Annotated in this window: 18 protein-coding genes and 1 tRNA gene; 11 read left to right on the top strand and 8 right to left on the bottom strand. The window is 68.1% G+C overall.

Annotation, left to right across the window (positions count from 1 at the left end; translation table 11 throughout):
• The first annotated feature begins 218 nt into the window (after positions 1-218).
• The 4 genes from BLQ49_RS20215 (at position 219) to lpdA (ending at position 6845) form a co-directional block, all read left to right on the top strand.
• Positions 219-3209, top strand: coding sequence for a 2-oxoglutarate dehydrogenase E1 component (locus tag BLQ49_RS20215; RefSeq protein WP_091718981.1), 2991 nt, complete (start codon positions 219-221; stop codon positions 3207-3209).
• Between the two features lie 94 nt (positions 3210-3303).
• Entirely contained in the window at positions 3304-4617 is a 1314-nt protein-coding gene (gene odhB, locus BLQ49_RS20210) for a 2-oxoglutarate dehydrogenase complex dihydrolipoyllysine-residue succinyltransferase (protein ID WP_091718980.1), read from the top strand.
• Positions 4618-4624: 7 nt separating this feature from the next.
• Positions 4625-5380, top strand: a complete 756-nt coding sequence (locus BLQ49_RS20205) for an SDR family oxidoreductase (RefSeq protein ID WP_091718978.1) — start codon at positions 4625-4627, stop codon at positions 5378-5380.
• 61 nt (positions 5381-5441) lie between these two features.
• On the top strand, positions 5442-6845 hold the full coding sequence (gene lpdA / locus BLQ49_RS20200) for a dihydrolipoyl dehydrogenase (RefSeq protein WP_091718976.1): 1404 nt from the start codon (positions 5442-5444) through the stop codon (positions 6843-6845).
• Between the two features lie 137 nt (positions 6846-6982).
• Here the strand turns inward: lpdA and BLQ49_RS20195 are convergent, their stop codons facing one another.
• Complete coding sequence (locus BLQ49_RS20195; protein WP_244507696.1) at positions 6983-7732, bottom strand: response regulator; 750 nt, start codon at positions 7730-7732, stop codon at positions 6983-6985.
• 262 nt (positions 7733-7994) lie between these two features.
• Positions 7995-8963 carry a tyrosine recombinase XerC gene (locus BLQ49_RS20190; RefSeq protein ID WP_091718972.1) on the bottom strand — a complete coding sequence of 323 codons (969 nt, stop codon included), beginning with the start codon at positions 8961-8963 and terminating at the stop codon, positions 7995-7997.
• 105 nt (positions 8964-9068) lie between these two features.
• Here BLQ49_RS20190 and BLQ49_RS20185 point away from each other — a divergent pair, with 105 nt between their 5' ends.
• Complete coding sequence (locus BLQ49_RS20185; protein ID WP_091718971.1) at positions 9069-9386, top strand: YnfA family protein; 318 nt, start codon at positions 9069-9071, stop codon at positions 9384-9386.
• A gap of 10 nt (positions 9387-9396) precedes the next feature.
• Here the strand turns inward: BLQ49_RS20185 and BLQ49_RS20180 are convergent, their stop codons facing one another.
• Positions 9397-9969, bottom strand: coding sequence for a peroxidase-related enzyme (locus BLQ49_RS20180; protein ID WP_091719290.1), 573 nt, complete (start codon positions 9967-9969; stop codon positions 9397-9399).
• Between the two features lie 89 nt (positions 9970-10058).
• Between BLQ49_RS20180 and ruvC the strand changes: the two genes are divergently transcribed.
• Positions 10059-10682 carry a crossover junction endodeoxyribonuclease RuvC gene (ruvC, locus tag BLQ49_RS20175; protein ID WP_091718969.1) on the top strand — a complete coding sequence of 208 codons (624 nt, stop codon included), beginning with the start codon at positions 10059-10061 and terminating at the stop codon, positions 10680-10682.
• Positions 10683-10699: 17 nt separating this feature from the next.
• On the opposite strand, the gene BLQ49_RS20170 is transcribed toward ruvC, so the two are convergent.
• Positions 10700-10783 (bottom strand) — tRNA-Tyr (locus BLQ49_RS20170).
• A gap of 320 nt (positions 10784-11103) precedes the next feature.
• Here BLQ49_RS20170 and rpsO point away from each other — a divergent pair.
• From rpsO to BLQ49_RS20155, 3 genes are all read left to right on the top strand, one after another.
• Positions 11104-11373 (top strand): 30S ribosomal protein S15, encoded by a 270-nt coding sequence (rpsO, locus tag BLQ49_RS20165; RefSeq protein WP_091718967.1) that lies wholly within the window; start codon positions 11104-11106, stop codon positions 11371-11373.
• Between the two features lie 208 nt (positions 11374-11581).
• Positions 11582-13801, top strand: a complete 2220-nt coding sequence (pnp, locus tag BLQ49_RS20160; protein ID WP_091718965.1) for a polyribonucleotide nucleotidyltransferase — start codon at positions 11582-11584, stop codon at positions 13799-13801.
• A 168-nt stretch (positions 13802-13969) separates the two neighbouring features.
• A complete protein-coding gene (locus BLQ49_RS20155; RefSeq protein WP_091718962.1) occupies positions 13970-14191 on the top strand; it encodes a YgaP-like transmembrane domain in 222 nt (73 codons plus the stop codon).
• 82 nt (positions 14192-14273) lie between these two features.
• On the opposite strand, the gene BLQ49_RS20150 is transcribed toward BLQ49_RS20155, so the two are convergent.
• Positions 14274-14537 (bottom strand): GlsB/YeaQ/YmgE family stress response membrane protein, encoded by a 264-nt coding sequence (locus BLQ49_RS20150; RefSeq protein ID WP_091718960.1) that lies wholly within the window; start codon positions 14535-14537, stop codon positions 14274-14276.
• A gap of 182 nt (positions 14538-14719) precedes the next feature.
• Between BLQ49_RS20150 and BLQ49_RS20145 the strand changes: the two genes are divergently transcribed.
• Both BLQ49_RS20145 and BLQ49_RS20140 read left to right on the top strand, forming a co-directional pair.
• On the top strand, positions 14720-15076 hold the full coding sequence (locus tag BLQ49_RS20145) for a RidA family protein (RefSeq protein WP_091718958.1): 357 nt from the start codon (positions 14720-14722) through the stop codon (positions 15074-15076).
• Positions 15073-16191: a polyamine ABC transporter substrate-binding protein gene (locus tag BLQ49_RS20140; RefSeq protein ID WP_425284019.1), complete on the top strand. Its 1119-nt coding sequence runs from the start codon at positions 15073-15075 to the stop codon at positions 16189-16191. The genes BLQ49_RS20145 and BLQ49_RS20140 overlap by 4 nt, the downstream gene beginning before the upstream one ends.
• 36 nt (positions 16192-16227) lie before the next feature.
• On the opposite strand, the gene BLQ49_RS20135 is transcribed toward BLQ49_RS20140, so the two are convergent.
• The 3 genes from BLQ49_RS20135 to BLQ49_RS20130 form a co-directional block, all read right to left on the bottom strand.
• Complete coding sequence (locus BLQ49_RS20135; RefSeq protein WP_091718956.1) at positions 16228-16638, bottom strand: DUF3597 domain-containing protein; 411 nt, start codon at positions 16636-16638, stop codon at positions 16228-16230.
• Positions 16639-16761: 123 nt separating this feature from the next.
• Entirely contained in the window at positions 16762-16887 is a 126-nt protein-coding gene (locus tag BLQ49_RS30655) for a hypothetical protein (protein ID WP_280140993.1), read from the bottom strand.
• Positions 16888-17261: 374 nt separating this feature from the next.
• Positions 17262-17585 (bottom strand): hypothetical protein, encoded by a 324-nt coding sequence (locus BLQ49_RS20130; RefSeq protein ID WP_091718953.1) that lies wholly within the window; start codon positions 17583-17585, stop codon positions 17262-17264.
• Between the last annotated feature and the right edge of the window lie 20 nt (positions 17586-17605).

Below are 17605 nucleotides of genomic sequence, written 5' to 3'. Positions count from 1 at the left end.
GTTCGAGCATCGGATCGGTTCTGGTTTCCGGCCTGGTGCTCGAACACCCCGCGCGCCTGCGTTGCGGCCATCGCAGGGCCGCAACGCCCATATCGGGCGTGCAGAGACGTTTCTAGCGGGGCGGTTTACCCGCCCCGTCTCGGTTTGAGGGCGATCCGCCGCGCTGACGGAGAGCCTGTAGGGCAGGGCTCCTGCCCGCGCGACAGGATGGACGCACCATGGCACGCCAGGACGTGAACGAAGCGCTCCTCGAAACCTCGTTCCTCTACGGCGCCAATGCCGCCTACATCGAGGAATTGCAGGCGGCCTACGCCCGCAACCCCGCCTCGGTGGATCCGGAGTGGCAGGCCTTCTTCAAGGGGCTGGGCGAGGACGAGACGCTCGTCGAGAAGAACGCCGCCGGCGCCTCCTGGGAGAAGCCGAACTGGCCGGTGCCGCTGAACGGCGAGCTGGTCTCGGCGCTGGACGGCAACTGGGGTGCCCTGGAGAAGGCGGTCGGCGACCGGATCGTCGCCCGCGACGCCAAGGAGGCGAAGCCCGGCAAGCCGCAGGACACCGTCGCCGCCACCACCGGCGTCTCGGTCGAGCAGGCGGCCAAAGATTCGGTGCGGGCGATCATGCTGATCCGCTCCTACCGCATGCGCGGCCACCTGCACGCCAAGCTCGATCCGCTCGGGCTCGCCCCCCGCGGTGACCACGAGGAGCTGCATCCGCAGCATTACGGCTTCACCGAGGAATCCGATTGGGATCGCCCGATCTTCCTCGACAACGTGCTCGGACTTCAGTTCGGCACGATCCGCGAGATCGTCGACATCCTGGAGCGGACCTACTGCCAGACGCTCGGCGTCGAGTTCATGCACATCTCCGATCCGGCCGAGAAGGCGTGGATCCAGGAGCGCATCGAGGGCAAGGACAAGGAGATTTCCTTCACCCCCGAGGGCCGGCGCGCAATCCTCAACAAGCTGATCGAAGCCGAGGGCTTCGAGAAGTTCCTGGACCTCAAATACACCGGCACGAAGCGCTTCGGCCTCGACGGCGGCGAGTCGATGATCCCGGCGCTGGAGCAGATCATCAAGCGTGGCGGCGCGCTGGGCGTGCGCGAGATCGTGCTCGGCATGGCCCATCGCGGCCGGCTCAACGTGCTCACCAACGTGATGGCCAAGCCCTTCCGGGCGGTGTTCCACGAGTTCAAGGGCGGCTCGGCCTCCCCGGCCGAGGTCGAGGGCTCGGGCGACGTGAAGTACCACCTGGGCGCCTCCTCGGACCGCGCCTTCGACGGCAACAACGTCCACCTGTCGCTCACCGCCAACCCGTCGCACCTGGAGATCGTCGATCCGGTGGTGCTCGGGAAGGTCCGGGCCAAGCAGGACCAGTGGGCCAAGCCCAATATCGAGCGCCGCACGGTGCTGCCGCTGCTGATCCACGGCGACGCCGCCTTCGCGGGCCAGGGCGTGGTGGCGGAGTGCTTCGGCTTGTCGGGCCTGAAGGGCCACCGCACCGGCGGCTCGATCCACTTCATCATCAACAACCAGATCGGCTTCACCACCGATCCGCGCTTCTCGCGCTCCTCGCCGTACCCGTCCGACGTCGCCAAGATGGTCGAGGCGCCGATCTTCCACTGCAACGGCGACGATCCGGAAGCCGTCACCTTCGCCGCCAAGATCGCGGTCGAGTACCGCCAGAAGTTCGGCAAGCCGGTCGTCATCGACATGCTGTGCTACCGGCGCTTCGGCCACAACGAGGGCGACGAGCCGGCCTTCACCCAGCCGAAGATGTACCAGCGGATCCGCAAGCATCCGTCAGTGTTAGAGAATTACGGCCGCAAACTGGTCGAGAACAGCTCCGTTACCCAGGAGGCTCTGGACGCCCGCAAGGCCGAGTTCCGGCAGTTGCTCGATACCGAACTCGACGTCGCCAACAACTACAAGGCGAACAAGGCCGATTGGCTCGACGGCCGCTGGTCGGGCGTGAAGGCGGTCCACGAGGACGTGGATGATCCGCGCCGGGGCCGCACCGCCGTGCCGACCGAGACCCTGCAGGAGATCGCCCGCAAGATCACGCAGGTGCCCCCGGGCTTCCACCTGCACCGCACGATCCAGCGCTTCATGGACAACCGCGCCAAGGCGGTGGAGACCGGCGCCGGCATCGACTGGGCGACCGCCGAGGCTCTGGCCTTCGGCGCAACCCTGCTCGATGGCAACCGGGTCCGCCTCTCGGGCCAGGATGTCGAGCGCGGCACCTTCTCGCAGCGCCACGCCGTAGTGATCGACCAGGAGAACGAGCAGCGCTTCACGCCGCTCAACGCGATCCGCGAGGGGCAGGCCTCGATCGAGATCATCAACTCGATGCTCTCCGAGGAGGCGGTGCTCGGCTTCGAGTACGGCTATTCGCTGGCCGAGCCGAACGCCCTGGTGCTGTGGGAAGCGCAGTTCGGCGACTTCGCCAACGGCGCCCAGGTGGTGATCGACCAGTTCATCGCCTCCGGTGAGCGCAAGTGGCTGCGCATGTCCGGCCTCGTGCTGCTGCTGCCGCACGGCTACGAGGGGCAGGGGCCCGAGCACTCCTCCGCCCGCCTGGAGCGCTACCTCCAGGCCTGCGCCGAGGACAACATGCAGGTCGCCAACGTCACCACGCCGGCGAACTACTTCCACATCCTGCGCCGGCAGCTGAAGCGCGACTTCCGCAAGCCGCTGGTGCTGATGACGCCGAAGTCGCTGCTGCGCCACAAGCGGGCCGTGTCGAACCTCGCGGCCCTGGCGGAGGGCTCGACCTTCCACCGCGTCCTCTGGGACGACGCCGAGGAGGAGGGCGCGCAGAACAAGCTGGTGCGCGACGACAAGATCCGCCGCGTCGTGCTCTGCTCCGGCAAGGTCTATTACGACCTGCTGGAGGAGCGGGAGAAGCGCGGCCTCAACGACATCTACCTGATGCGCGTCGAGCAGCTCTACCCGTTCCCGCTCAAGGCTTTGGCCAACGAGATGGGCCGTTTCCGCAACGCCGACGTGATCTGGTGCCAGGAGGAGCCCAAGAACATGGGCGCCTGGGCCTTCGTCGAGCCCTACCTCGAATGGGTGCTCGGTCAGGCCGGCTCCGCGGTGAAGCGCGCCCGTTACGTCGGCCGCCCGGCCTCGGCCTCGACGGCCGTGGGCCAGATGTCGAAGCACCAGGCCCAGCTCCAGGCCTTCCTCAACGAGGCCCTGGCCGTCTGATTCTTTTCGAGACATGGCGGCGACCCGACCGGGCCGCCGCCGCTAAATTCCAGGCCGTCCGGCACGGCCCAACCGATCCGGAAGTGCGAGACCTATGGCTACCGACATCCTCGTCCCCACGCTCGGCGAATCCGTCAGCGAGGCCACCATCGGCCGCTGGTTCAAGAAGCCCGGCGACATCGTTGCGGCCGACGAGCCGATCGTCGAGCTCGAGACCGACAAGGTCACCCTGGAGGTCAACGCCCCGGCGGCCGGCCAGCTCGGCGAGATCCTCGTGAAGGACGGCGAGACCGTGGAGCCCGGCGCCCTCCTCGGCTCGATCGTCGAGGCCGGGGCGGGCGCTGCGCCGGCCAAGAAGGCGGCTCCGAAGGCGGCTGAGACCAAGGCCGAGAGCCGGAGCGAGGCCCCGAAGGCCGCTTCCCCCGCCAAGGCCGAGGCGCCGGCCCAGGAATCCTCCGCCGGTTACGGCAACCACGGCGCCGCCGCGGCTCCGGCGGCGCAGCAGCGCCCGGCCGGCGACAACGGCCCGGCGGTGGCCAAGCTCGCCCGCGAATCCGGTGTCGATCCGTCGGGCGTGAACGGCTCCGGCAAGGATGGCCGCGTCACCAAGGGTGACATGCTCGGCGCCATCGCCAAGGGCCCGTCGGCGGCCCCCGCCAAGGAGGCCCGCCCGACCCTGCCGCGCGCGCCCTCGGCGCCGGACGATGCGTCGCGCGAGGAGCGCGTGCGCATGACGAAGCTGCGCCAGACCATCGCGCGCCGCCTCAAGGACGCGCAGGACACGGCGGCGATGCTGACGACGTTCAACGACGTCGACATGTCGGCCGTGATGGCGATGCGCAGCCAGTACAAGGACATCTTCGAGAAGAAGCACGGCACGAAGCTCGGCTTCATGGGCTTCTTCACCAAGGCGGTGATCGGCGCCCTCAAGGACGTGCCGGCGGTCAACGCCGAGATCGACGGGCAGGACCTCGTCTACAAGAACTACTACCACATCGGCATCGCGGTCGGCACCGATAAGGGCCTCGTCGTGCCGGTGGTGCGCAACGCCGACGACCTGTCGATCGCCGGCATCGAGAAGACCATTGCGGGCTTCGGCAAGAAGGCGCGCGACGGCAAGCTCTCCATCGAGGAGATGCAGGGCGGCACCTTCACGATCACCAACGGCGGCATCTACGGCTCGCTGATGTCGACGCCGATCCTGAACGCCCCGCAATCGGGCATCCTGGGCATGCACCGCATCGAGGAGCGCCCTGTGGTCCGCGCCGGCAAGATCGAGGCGCGGCCGATGATGTACCTCGCCCTGTCGTACGATCATCGCATCGTCGACGGTAAGGAGGCCGTGACCTTCCTGGTGCGGGTCAAGGAGGCGCTGGAGGATCCGGCGCGGCTCGTGCTGGACCTCTGAGGCTGTCATGGCGGGCGCTGAGAACAGGGTCGCCATCATCACCGGCGGCAGCCGCGGCATCGGCCGCGCGGTGTCGCTGCTCCTGGCCGAGCGCGGCTACGCGGTCTGCCTGAGCTACGTGTCGGATGCCGCCGCGGCACAAGCCGTGGTTGATGCGATCACCGCCAAGGGCGGAACGGCGCTCGCCGTGAAGGGCGATGTCGGCAGCGAGGCCGACGTGATCGCCCTGTTTCAGGCCGCCGACGGGCTCGGGCGCCTCGCGGCCCTCGTCAACAATGCCGGCGTGGTCGACGTGAAGTCGGACGTCGCCGACATGAGCCTCGCCCGGCTCCAGCGGATGATGAACACCAACGTGGTCGGCAGCTTCCTCTGCGCCCGCGAGGCGGTGCGGCGGATGTCCACCAAGCGCGGCGGGGCCGGGGGCGCGATCGTCAACCTGTCCTCGGTGGCGGCGCGCCTCGGCGGCCCCGGCCAGTTCGTGGATTATGCCGCCTCAAAGGGCGCCATCGATTCCATGACCATCGGCCTCGCCCGCGAAGTCGCAGGGGAAGGGATCCGCGTCAACGCGGTGGCGCCCGGCATCATCGCCACCGATATCCACGCCAGCGGCGGCGAACCGGACCGGGTCGAGCGCCTGGGCCCCGGCGTCCCGATGGGCCGGGCCGGCACCGCCGAGGAGGTCGCCGCACCGATCGTGTGGCTGCTCTCGGACGAGGCCTCCTACACCACGGGCGCCATCCTCGACATCGGCGGCGGCCGCTGATCCCGACCTGACTTTCCCTGCCCGTCCCACACGCGGCACGACTGACCGGAAGCGAACCTGCATGTCCTACGATCTCGTCGTCATCGGCACCGGCCCCGGCGGCTATGTCTGCGCGATCCGCGCGGCGCAGCTCGGCCTGCGCACCGCCGTGGTCGAGAAGCGCGCCACCCATGGCGGCACCTGCCTCAATGTCGGCTGCATCCCATCGAAGGCGCTGCTCCACGCCTCCGAGGCCTTCGAGGAGGCCAACAAGCACTTCGCCGATCTCGGCATCGATGTCGGCACGCCGAAGCTCGACCTGAAGAAGATGATGAGCTTCAAGGCCGAGGGGGTCGCCGGCAACACCAAGGGCGTCGAGTTCCTGCTCAAGAAGAACAAGGTCGACACCTTCCACGGCACCGGCCGGATCGCCGGCGCGGGCCGCGTCGAGGTCATCGCCGAGGATGGCGGCAACCAGATGCTGGAGACCAAGAGCATCGTCATCGCCACCGGCTCGGACGTGGCGCGGCTGCCGGGCGTGACCATCGACGAGAAGGTCGTGGTCTCCTCCACCGGCGCCCTCGAACTCGACCGGGTGCCGAAGAAGCTCCTCGTCATCGGCGCCGGGGTGATCGGGCTGGAGCTGGGCTCCGTCTGGCGCCGGCTCGGCTCCGAGGTGACGGTGGTCGAGTATCTCGACCGGGTGCTGCCCGGCATGGACGGCGAGGTCGGCAAGCAGTTCCAGCGGATCCTGACCAAGCAGGGTATCGCCTTCAAGCTGTCCACCAAGGTGACGGGCGTCGAGGTCGGCAAGAAGGGCGGCGCCAGCGTCACCGTCGAGCCGGCCGCGGGCGGCGAGGCGGAGACGCTCCAGGCCGACGTGGTGCTCGTCTGCATCGGCCGGACCCCCTACACCGAGGGCCTAGGCCTCGACACGGTCGGCGTCCAGCGGGACGACAAGGGCCGGATCCAGACCGATTCCCACTACGCCACCAACGTCACCGGCATCTACGCCATCGGCGACGTGATCGCCGGCCCGATGCTCGCTCACAAGGCGGAGGACGAGGGCGTCGCGGTGGCCGAGATGCTGGCCGGCCAGTCCGGCCACGTGAATTACGGCGTGATCCCGAACGTGGTCTACACCTTCCCGGAGGTCGCCTCGGTGGGCAAGACCGAGGAGGAGCTGACCAAGGACGGCATCGCCTACAACGCCGGCAAATTCCCGTTCACGGCGAATGGCCGCGCCAAGGCGAACGGCACCACGGACGGGTTCGTGAAGGTGCTGGCCGATGCCCAGACCGACCGGGTGCTCGGCGTCCACATCGTCGGGGCGGATGCCGGCAACCTGATCGCCGAGGTCGCGGTGGCGATGGAGTTCGGCGCCTCGTCCGAGGACATCGCCCGCACCTGCCACGCACACCCGACGCTGACCGAGGCCGTGAAGGAAGCCGCGCTCGCGGTGAACAAGCGCGCCATCCACGTCTAAGAAGCGGGTTTCGGAAGGGTTTCGCCCTTTGGCGGGTTCTCAGGGCAGAGCCCTCAGACGATCACCAGGGCTCTGCCCTGGACCCGCGAAAGGGCTCGCCCTTTCGAAACCATGACTCGGTCCATTCTTGCGCAGGATCAGGCGATCTTGCGCCGCGCGTTCGGCAGGTCCGCAATCCGCAGCAGCGCGCTCGGCGCGGGCGGAGCGGTGAGGGCGTTCAGGAGATACGGCCGGCGCAGGCCCAGCGCGTTGTGCAGGGCGAGGTCGATATCGCGGGCGTAGAACGGCATCCGCAGCACCGCGTCGACGCCGAAATAGCGGCCCGCCTGGGCGACCGGTTCCAGATCGGCAGTCGTCAGGAGGGTGATCCGGGTGGCCAGCCCCAGGGGCTGGATCTGGCAGGCGAGTTCGAGCCCATCGATGCCGGCGAGCTTCACGTCGATGAACGCGAAATCGTAGGCTGCGTGCTTCAGCTGCTTGAGGGCGTGGCGGCCGTCATCGGTCTCGTCGAGCTCGATCGTGAAGCCGCTCCGCGCCACGACGCGGCTGATGGCCGCCCGTCCGGCCGGGGACGAGCAGGCAAGGAGTGCGCGGGTCGGGGCCCGGCGGCGGGCGTCGGCGTGGAGCAGTTGCTCGATATGGCTCGGGTCCAGGGGCGTCTTCAGCACCTCGTAGGCGCCGAGGCTCGTGGCGATCTCCTGCCAGTGCGCCAGCACCCTGTGGGCGACCAGGACGAGGCACGGCGGTTCCGCGCTCGCCCGCCGGGCCACCGCGACCGCCTCGGGTCCGCTCAGATCTTCCAGTTGGAGACCGACGAAGGCCAGGGTGGGGCGGTGCCGGAGCAGGATGTCGCATAGGGCCTGTCCGGAGGTCGCATGATCGATCACGGCCGCAGGGTCGAAGCGCCGGACGACTTCAGAAAGCTCCGCGCGGCGGCCAGCGTCGCAATCCGCGATTACGACCCGAGCGGGTGTCCTCGCCCCATCAAGCTCCATGACGCCCGTCCAAACCGACCCGTTCTGTACCGGTCAGAGTGGCGGCAGATCGTGACAAAGCCCTTAAAGAAAATAATTATTCGCCCGGTTCAGCAGATGTGCTTGTCTTTTCGGCAATGGAATCCCACCATATTTGCACGCGAAGCGTTCTAAATTAGCGTCCGGCGCGAGGATGTGCGGCTGCGTAGGCGCTCATCAGCCGGGCGGCGTCGACCTGGGTGTAGAGCTGCGTGGTCGAGAGCGAGGCGTGGCCGAGGAGTTCCTGGATCGCGCGCAGCTCCCCCTGCCGGGCGAGGAGATGGGTGGCGAAGGAGTGCCGCAGAGCGTGCGGCGTGGCGCTGTCCGGCAGGCCGAGGGCGCCCCGGGCGCGGGCGACCGCATACTGGATGATCCGCGGCGACAGCGGACCACCGCGGGCGCCGACGAAGAGCGGCCCTTCCGGCGGCAGCGGCAGTGGACAGGCGGTAAGGTAATCGGCGATCGCCTGCGCCACCACGGGTAGGATCGGCACCATGCGCTCCTTGCCGCCCTTGCCCAACACGGTGACTTGGTCGACTCCGGGAAGAGGCGCGTCCCGGCGCGTCAGGCCCAGAGCCTCCGAAATGCGCAGGCCCGCCCCATAGAGGAGCGCCAGTACGGCGGCATCCCGGGCGAGCACCCAGGGCTCGCGCTCCTCGCCGGCGCGGACATCTGTTCCGGTGAGCGCCACCGCGGCGGCGACCGGCAGGGGGCGCGGCAGGCGCCGCGGCACCTTGGGTGAGCGGACGCCGCCGAGCGCCGAGACCGTGCCGTAGCCCTCGCGTTCGAGGAAGCGCGCGAAGGACCGGAGGCCCGCCAGCATGCGCATCAGCGAGCGTCCGGAAACTTCGTCCGCCCGGCGTGCTGCCATGAACGCGCGGATGTCGCGCACCGTCAGGGCGACCAGCATGGGTATCGTCGGCGTACCTCGCCGCCCGGCAAGGTGGTGGAGGAACTGGCGCAGGTCGCGCCCATAGGCCTCGACGGTATTGGGCGACATCCGCCGCTCGCGCGTCAGCCCGTCGATCCAGGCGAGGACGACAGTACGCAGACGCGCATCGCCAGGGAACAGCAGGAGATCTTCGGTGGTTGCGTGCGCGCTCATGCGATCAATCGACCGGATCACCCTTGCCGCCGGCTTAACGCGCCGTTGTCCGAGCCCGGCATCCGAACGCTCGCCACGCATACGACCCTGTGCCAGACTTCCGCTATGACGCTCCTCGCCTATGCCGGCGCCGCCCTGGCGGAAATCGCCGGATGTTTCGCGTTCTGGGCCTGGCTCCGGCTCGGCCGATCCGCCTGGTGGACGCTGCCCGGTCTGGCATCGCTCGCGACCTTCGCCGCACTCCTGACCCTGGTGGACAATCCGGCAGCCGGGCGAGCCTTCGCCGCCTATGGCGGGGTCTACGTCGCCGGGTCCGTTCTGTGGCTGTGGCTGGCGGAGAGCCAGCGGCCGGACCGGTGGGACCTCGCGGGCAGCGCGATCTGCTTAGCCGGGACGGCGGTCATCCTGCTCGGCCGCCGTTGATGCGCCGCGCTCAGCGGCCGAGCGCGTAGAATTCGTCGTTGGGGCGCAGATCCGAGACGCTGGCGAGCCGATTCGACAGGGCGAAGAGCGCGGTGATTGCTGCGATGTCCCAGATATCGTCCGGGCTGAACCCATGCCCTGCCAGCGCGGCGTGATCCTCCGCCCCGACGGCCTGGGAGCGGGTCGCCACCTTGACCGCGAAATCCAGCATGGCGCGCTGGCGCGGGGTGATGTCGGCCTTGGCATGATTGACCGCGATCTGGTCGGCGATGCGGGGATCCTTGGCGCGCACCCGCAGGATCGCCCCATGGGCGACGACGCAGTAGAGGCAGTCGTTCGCCGCGCTGGTGGCCACCACGATCATCTCGCGCTCGGCCTTGGTCAGACCGCCGGGCCGGTCCATGAGCGCGTCGTGATAGGCCATGAAGGCGCGGAACTCCTCCGGGCGGTGAGCCAGCGCCAGGAAGATGTTGGGCACGAAGCCCGCCTTCTCCTGCACGGCGGCGATACGGGCCCGCAGGTCCTCCGGCAGGGCGGCGAGGTCCGGCACCGGGAAGCGGCTGATCGGGGTCTGCACGCTCATCATCGTCCTCCGGGGTCCGTGCCTTGGTGAAACCAGGCGTTCACGATACGTACGGCAGCCTCGGGCCGTTCGTCGAGCTGTGGAGCATCATGACCAGCCCCGTCCGCATCCTCGGGATCGATCCCGGCCTCCGTCGCACCGGCTGGGGCCTGATCACCGCACAGGGCACCAAGCTCACCTACGGCGCCTGCGGAATCGTCACTTCGGACGGCGATCTGCCCCTGGCCCTGCGGCTGCGCGAGCTGTTCGAGGGAATCGGGCGCGTCGTTGAGAACCAGCAGCCCGACGAGGTCGCGGTGGAAGAAACCTTCGTCAACAAGGACGCGCAGGCGACGCTGAAGCTGGGTCACGCCCGCGCCATGGCGTTGGTGGTGCCGGCGCTCGCCGGGCTGCCGGTGTTCGAATACGCCGCCAACCTGATTAAGAAGACCGTGGCGGGCTCCGGCCACGCCGAGAAGGTTCAGATCCAGGCGATGGTGCGCTTCCTGCTGCCGAAGGCCGAGTTCCGCGTGGCCGACGCCGCCGACGCGCTCGCGATCGCCATCACCCACGCCAGCCACCGGGATTCGCACGCGCTGCGCAAGGCGCACCTGCCGGCGGGCAAGCGCCGCATTCTCACGGGCCAGGCGGCCGCGGGGCAGGGGCTCGAAGGGAAGGGCTTTTCCGCCGCCGCCGCCGCGCGCATCGAGGCCGCGCTGGCGAAACAAGGCTGACAGGATCGGGAAGGACTTGGTGGGGGAAGTAGGACTCGAACCTACGAAGCTTACGCAGCGGATTTACAGTCCGCCCCCTTTGCCGCTCGGGACATTCCCCCAAGGCGGGTGTTTCGCCCGCGGCGCCCTTATGGTGAGGGGTGGGCCGGGTGTCAACGCTCGTGTTGCCCGAACCTGCGCCGATGCGTGGATCGTCCTGCCTCGGAGGCGCGGCCGTCCGCCGGCCGCTTCGTCGCAGGGCTGGCATAACCGGCGGTTTCGTGTATGGATCGCGCGGCCTCGACCTGGGTTTCCGGGCGGGGCTTGAGCCGCTTGGCGCTGTGACCGTGCTGGACGACATCCCGGCACCGGCCGAACGCCGAGCCTGCGCGCGCCCGATACGGGGCGCCGCATCCGATCAGCACAACCCGAAAGGCATGCGATGTCGATCACGGCAGAGCGCAAGACCGCGCTCATCAAGGAACACCGCAAGGACGCCAAGGACACCGGCTCCCCCGAGGTCCAGGTGGCGATCCTGACCGAGCGGATCTCCAACCTCACCGGCCACTTCAAGACCCACGCCAAGGACAACCATTCCCGGCGCGGCCTGCTGAAGATGGTCTCGCAGCGCCGCTCGCTGCTCGACTACGTCAAGCGCAAGGACGAGGCCCGCTACCGCGCCCTCATCGAGCGTCTCGGCATCCGCCGCTAAGGCGACTATCGCGCGGTTCCGGGCCCGGCCCGGGGCCGCGTTTCACCATCGCGGGCTGCCGGAATGGGTCCGGCCTCCCCACAAGCGGGCCGCTTCGAGGTGCCGGCATCGGGGCAGGATCGCGAGACACTTCCACCCGGAGTGTCTCGCCGTCTTGCCCCCGGCGGCACCGGGCCGACGCCCGCCGCAGGCAAGGAAGAGATTGAGAATGTTCGACGTTCAACGCGAAGAGCTGATGTGGGGCGACCGCAAGCTCGTCCTCGAGACCGGCAAGGTCGCCCGTCAGGCCGACGGCGCCGTGGTCGCTACCTACGGTGAGACCTCGGTGCTCGCCACCGTGGTCGCCACGAAGGAGCCGAAGCCCGGCATCGACTTCATGCCGCTCACCGTGAACTACCAGGAGCGGGCCTACGCGGCCGGCCGCATCCCGGGCGGTTATTTCAAGCGCGAGGGCCGGCCCTCCGAGAAGGAGACCCTGGTCTCCCGCCTGATCGACCGCCCGATCCGCCCGCTCTTCGTCGAGGGCTGGCGCAACGACACGCAGGTCGTCGTCACCGTCCTGACCCACGACCTTGAGAACGATCCCGATATCGTCGCGATGGTCGCGGCCTCCGCGGCCCTGACCCTCTCGGGCGTGCCGTTCATGGGTCCGATCGGCAGCGCCCGCGTCGGCTACATTAACGGCGGCTACCGGCTGAACCCGCTGGTCACCGAAACCAAGGAAGAATCCAGCCTCGACCTCGTCGTTGCCGGCACGCAGGACGCGGTGCTGATGGTCGAGTCGGAGGCCAAGGAGCTGTCCGAGGACGTGATGCTCGGCGCCGTGATGTTCGGCCACAAGCATTTCCAGCCGGTGATCGAGGCGATCATCCGCCTCGCCGAGAAGGCCGCCAAGGAGCCGCGCAACTTCCAGGCGCCCGAGAACGGTGAGGTCGAGAAGGCCGTGCTGGAGGTCTGCGAGACCGAACTGCGCGCCGCCTACACCAAGACCGTCAAGCAGGAGCGCTACGCCGCCGTCGACGCCGTGAAGGCGAAGGTGATGGCCGCCCTCTGCCCCGAGGGCGCCGAGAAGTACCCGGCCGAGAAGGTCAAGGCCGCCTTCAAGGAGGCGCAATCGAAGGTCGTGCGCTGGAACGTGCTCGACACCGGCTCCCGCATCGACGGCCGCGACCTGAAGACGGTCCGCCCGATCGTATCCGAGGTCGGCGTCCTGCCGCGTGCCCACGGCTCGTCGCTGTTCACCCGCGGCGAGACCCAGGCCCTCGTGGTCGCTACCCTCGGCACCGGCGAGGACGAGCAGTTCATCGACTCGCTCGACGGCACCTACAAGGAGCGCTTCCTGCTCCACTACAACTTCCCTCCCTATAGCGTCGGCGAGACCGGCCGGATGGGCTCCCCGGGCCGTCGCGAGATCGGCCACGGCAAGCTGGCGTGGCGGGCGATCCGCCCGGTCCTGCCGCCGGCCCACGAGTTCCCCTATACGATCCGCGTCGTGTCGGAGATCACCGAGTCCAACGGCTCGTCCTCGATGGCCTCGGTCTGCGGCGGCTCTCTGTCGCTGATGGATGCCGGCGTGCCCCTGCGTCGTCCGGTGGCCGGTATCGCCATGGGCCTCATCCTCGAGGGTGAGCGCTTCGCGGTCCTGTCCGACATCCTGGGCGACGAGGATCACCTCGGCGACATGGACTTCAAGGTGGCCGGCACGGACGAGGGCGTGACCTCGCTCCAGATGGACATCAAGATCGCCGGCATCACCGAGGAGATCATGCGGGTCGCCCTCGACCAGGCCAAGGACGGGCGCGCCCACATCCTCGCCGAGATGGCCAAGGCCCTGACCGCCGCCCGTCCGGAGCTCGGCGAGTACGCGCCGCGCATCGAGACGATGCAGATCCCGACCGACAAGATCCGCGACGTGATCGGCACGGGCGGCAAGGTGATCCGCGAGATCGTCGAGAAGACCGGCGCCAAGATCAACATCGAGGACACGGGCGTCGTGAAGATCGCCTCGGCCGACGGCAAGGCGATCAAGGCGGCCTACAACTGGATCCGCTCGATCGTGGCGGAGCCGGAGGTCGGCGTGATCTACGATGGCACGATCGTGAAGTGCATGGAGTTCGGCGCCTTCGTGAACTTCTTCGGCGCCAAGGACGGCCTCGTCCACATCTCGGAACTCGCCGCGAACCGCGTCGCCAAGGTGACGGACGTCGTCAAGGAAGGCGACAAGGTCAAGGTGAAGTTCCTCGGTCAGGACGACCGCGGCAAGATCCGTCTGTCCATGAAGGTGGTCGATCAGGAGACCGGCGAGGACATCACCGAGAAGGTGAAGGCCCAGCGCGACGCCGACCGGGCCGAGCGCGGCGACGAGCCGCGTGAGCCCCGCGAGGGTGGCCGCCACCGCGGCGAGCGCCGCCGCGAGGCGGGCGAGTAAGGCTGAGAAGGCGCGCCGACTCCGGTCGGTGCGAAACATCCAAGACAGGCGCGGTCCTTCGGGGCCGCGCCTTTTTCATGTCGGCATGGGAGGCCGTTCCAGCCCTTCAGCTGGGAACGGGGCGCCGGATGCCGCGTTCCCCGGCCACTTCCCAACCGGAGACCACGCATGGCCAACGACATGATGCACGACATCTTCAGCGGACAGCAGAACCTGTCCACCACGGAGCGGGCCGTCTCGGTGGCGCTGGGCCTCGGCATCGCGGCGGCAGCGGCGCAGCCCCGGCCCAACAAGCTCCTGAGCCTGCTGGCCCTCGTCGTCGGCGTCGGCCTGGCCGTGCGCGGCGCCACGGGCCACTGCGCCGTGAAGGCCGCCTCCGAGCACCTCTGAGCCTGCAGGCCGAGGGGCCCGCAAAACAAAAGGGGCGCCCCCCGGGGGGCGCCCCTCGTCATTTCCGGATGTGCCGGAGGGATCAGTAAGTCGTGGTGCGGCGGCTCGCGATCAGGCCGTAGATGAACAGCACCACCACGGCGCCCACGATGGCGCCGATGAAGCCTGCGCCCTGGTTCGGTCCGTACCAGCCGATGGCCTGGCCCAGGAAGGTCGCCACGAAGGCGCCGACGATGCCGAGAATCGTTGTCAGGATGAAGCCGGCCGGCTCGTTCGGGCCTGGCATGATGAACTTGGCGATGACGCCGGCGAGGAACCCGATGATAATGGTCCAGAGGATACCCATGACACACCCCAGTGCTTGTTTGTCGATGCCGGCAGAACGCTTTGGGACCCGCGACGGTTGCTCGCACCCTGCACCGCGATGACGATTTTCCTCAGGTTCCCGCGACGCGCGGACGCGCCGGCCTTTACGGCGGACCCGCTGCGGCGGCAGATACGCCCGTTCTTGAGGGTGTGGAGACCAGTATGGACATTCAGCGGATCGAGCCGGGCAAGCGCATGGCGCAGGCCGTCACCTTCGGCGACATGGTCTACCTCGCCGGGCAGGTCGCGTCCGACACGGTCGGGACCGGGGTGACGATCCAAACCCAGCAGATCCTGTCCGAGATCGACCGGCTGCTGGCTGCGGCGGGCAGCGACAAGGAGCGCATCCTCTCGGCCACCGTCTATCTCGCCGACATCGCGACCTTCGCGGAGATGAACGCGGCCTGGGATGCCTGGGTCTCTTCGGAGAACCCACCGGCCCGCGCCACCGTCGAAGCCAAGCTCGCCGCGCCCGAATACCTCGTCGAGATCGTGGTCGTGGCCGCGAGGAGCCGGTGAAGAGCCCCCGCCGCTCCGTCCTGGCGGTTGCCCTCGCGGGTGGGCTCCTGGCAGCCCTCTCCCTGGCGCGGTCGGCGCCGGCCGCGGAGGAGCGGGTCCTCAACATCTACAACTGGTCGGACTATATCGACCCGCAGGTGCTCGAAGCCTTCACCCGCGAGACCGGCATCAAGGTCGTCTACGACACCTATGACAACAACGAGATCCTGGAGACCAAGCTGCTCGCCGGCCGTTCGGGCTACGACCTCGTCGTACCCTCCGGGCCCTACCTGCAGCGGCTGATCCGGGCCGGCGCCTTCCTGCCGCTCGACAAGTCCAAGCTGAAGAACCTCGGCAATCTCTGGCCGGAGGTCACGAACCGGCTCGCCGCCTACGATCCCGGCAACACCTACGCCATCGACTACATGTGGGGCACCACCGGGATCGGCTACAACGTCGCCGCATTGCGCGAGCGCCTCGGTGCCAACACCGCGGTGAATTCCTGGAGCCTCGTCCTCAATCCCGCCTCGGCCAACAAGTTGAAGGAATGCGGGATCATGATGCTCGACAGTCCCGAGGATCTGATTCCCAGCATGCTCCCGGCCTTCGGCGCCAAAGCCGATTCAAAACGCTGGGACGACATCACCCTGGTGACCGACGCCCTCTACAAGGTGCGCGGCTCCGTGCGGAAGTTTCATTCCTCGGAGTACATCCAGGCCCTCGCCAACGGCGATATCTGCGTGGCGGTCGGCTATTCGGGCGACGTGATGCAGGCCAAACGCCGGGCCGAGGAGGCCAAGAACGGGATCGACATCGCTTACGTGGTGCCGAAGGAAGGCGCGCTGATGTGGTTCGACACCTTCGCGATCCCGAAGGATGCGGCCCACCCCGCCGAGGCGCTGGCCTTCATCGACTACATGATGCGTCCCGAGGTGGCGGCGGCCAACACCGATTTCGTCTCGTACGCCAGCGGCAATCTCGCGGCCAAGAAGTTCGTGAAGCCCGAAATTCTGAACAATCCCGGCATTTACCCGGACGAGGCGACAATGCAGCGCCTCTCCACCAATACCGCCTGGGACGATCGCACGCAGCGCTTCGTCACCCGGCTCTGGACCCGCGTCCGGACCGGGCGCTGAGTTGGGAGCCGGCGCGCCGGCTCCCCGCTCTGCGTCCTAGTGCTTCAGATCATCCGGAACCTTGCCGCCGTTCTCGGCGAGCTTCTGCATCACCTGCTTGTGCAGCCAGATATTCATCGTGGCCGAATCGTCCTTGTCGCCGGTGTAGTGCAACTCGTCGGCGAGCTGCTTGCGCGAGGCGAGGCCGGAATCGAGGCCGAGCAGCTTCATCAGGTCCACGATCGAGTGGCGCCAGTCGAGCTTCTGCGGGGTCTTTTCGGCGAGGCTGGTCAGCACCGCCTCGACATCCACGGGCTCGCCGCCGGTGGATCCAGAGGTGGAGGGTGCTGACGGGGTGCTCGAACTGGCCGGGCCGCCCGAACCCGCCGTCGGTGACGGCGCGGCATCCGCGGTCCCGCCGCCGAACGGGTGGAGGATCTTGCCGACGATGCTGCCGAGGAGGCTCATAAGTCCGCTCCGATGATACGGCCTGGCCTGACGTGCCGGGCGGGCGTTTAACGGGCGGTTCCAGCTCGGCGTTCCGACACGACCCGACAGCTCGGCACCGACTCGGCCACCGCCACGCGGATCCTAACCGTGGGCGCGATGGAGCGCGACGCCGAGTAGGCTCAGGCCGAGCACGAGGCACACCCCGCTCCAGCGCTCCAGCGCCGCGTTGCGGGCAGGATCCTCAAGGGAAATGCGTGCGAGGGTCACGCTGCCAATCAAACACATCAAGCTCATCACGATGGCCAGCTTTCTCCCCTGAATCCAAACACCATGCGCTCCGGTATAATCAGTTTTCGCACTTATGCGAGCCAGAGAACAGCGTAGTCAATTTAGGTTAAGACAATTGCCGGAGGCAGGCTACGGGAACGTTCTCTGGGCTTCAAGCCGATAATCTGAAGTTGCAGCTATCACGCGGCTGCAACCGTGAAATTTTTGTCATTCGCGGGGCCGATTTGACGATCGCACGAAATAACATGTCGTCGGTTCGATAGACGTTTCAGCGTCCGTCATTGATGGTCGAGCGGATGGGTGCCGCCAGGAACGACAGCAGACCGGATTTCGATCCCTCACAAAACTGGGATTTAGAGCCGATCGAGGAGCGCCGAGACGATCGTGGCGTACTCGGCGCCGACGGTTCCACGCGGCTCCTCGCGGCCGGCGCGCCCGTACCAGTAGCGCGCATTGCCCGAATCGCCCTCGATACGGTGGAGATGGGCGTGGACCCAAGCCGCTGCGCAGCCGGGCGCGTCCTGCACGAGGCCGTGCGCTTGCGCCCAGCCGGTCGAATTGGGTCCGGAGGGATCCCTCGCGAGCCACCAGAGGGCCGCCAGCGGTGCCGGCCAAGCCGCCGGGGGCGCAGCCTCGCTCAGGGCCGCCGTGAAGGCCGCGGGCAGGGTTTCGGGCATGGTGCTCTCCTGGCGCCCCG

Source organism: Methylobacterium phyllostachyos, from assembly GCF_900103445.1.
In the GTDB taxonomy this organism is placed as follows: Bacteria; Pseudomonadota; Alphaproteobacteria; order Rhizobiales; family Beijerinckiaceae; genus Methylobacterium; species Methylobacterium phyllostachyos.
Note: the sequence above shows the minus strand (reverse complement) of the source record. Positions and strands in the feature narration are given on the sequence as shown.

Bases quoted from the DNA above. Each gene is read 5' to 3' on its own strand.
- BLQ49_RS20215 (WP_091718981.1), top strand. From the start codon at position 219: ATGGCACGCCAGGACGTGAACGAAGCGCTCCTCGAAACCTCGTTCCTC.
- odhB (WP_091718980.1), top strand. From the start codon at position 3,304: ATGGCTACCGACATCCTCGTCCCCACGCTCGGCGAATCCGTCAGCGAG.
- BLQ49_RS20205 (WP_091718978.1), top strand. From the start codon at position 4,625: ATGGCGGGCGCTGAGAACAGGGTCGCCATCATCACCGGCGGCAGCCGC.
- lpdA (WP_091718976.1), top strand. From the start codon at position 5,442: ATGTCCTACGATCTCGTCGTCATCGGCACCGGCCCCGGCGGCTATGTC.
- BLQ49_RS20190 (WP_091718972.1), bottom strand. From the start codon at position 8,963: ATGAGCGCGCACGCAACCACCGAAGATCTCCTGCTGTTCCCTGGCGAT.
- BLQ49_RS20185 (WP_091718971.1), top strand. From the start codon at position 9,069: ATGACGCTCCTCGCCTATGCCGGCGCCGCCCTGGCGGAAATCGCCGGA.
- BLQ49_RS20180 (WP_091719290.1), bottom strand. From the start codon at position 9,969: ATGAGCGTGCAGACCCCGATCAGCCGCTTCCCGGTGCCGGACCTCGCC.
- ruvC (WP_091718969.1), top strand. From the start codon at position 10,059: ATGACCAGCCCCGTCCGCATCCTCGGGATCGATCCCGGCCTCCGTCGC.
- rpsO (WP_091718967.1), top strand. From the start codon at position 11,104: ATGTCGATCACGGCAGAGCGCAAGACCGCGCTCATCAAGGAACACCGC.
- pnp (WP_091718965.1), top strand. From the start codon at position 11,582: ATGTTCGACGTTCAACGCGAAGAGCTGATGTGGGGCGACCGCAAGCTC.
- BLQ49_RS20155 (WP_091718962.1), top strand. From the start codon at position 13,970: ATGGCCAACGACATGATGCACGACATCTTCAGCGGACAGCAGAACCTG.
- BLQ49_RS20150 (WP_091718960.1), bottom strand. From the start codon at position 14,537: ATGGGTATCCTCTGGACCATTATCATCGGGTTCCTCGCCGGCGTCATC.
- BLQ49_RS20145 (WP_091718958.1), top strand. From the start codon at position 14,720: ATGGACATTCAGCGGATCGAGCCGGGCAAGCGCATGGCGCAGGCCGTC.
- BLQ49_RS20135 (WP_091718956.1), bottom strand. From the start codon at position 16,638: ATGAGCCTCCTCGGCAGCATCGTCGGCAAGATCCTCCACCCGTTCGGC.
- BLQ49_RS20130 (WP_091718953.1), bottom strand. From the start codon at position 17,585: ATGCCCGAAACCCTGCCCGCGGCCTTCACGGCGGCCCTGAGCGAGGCT.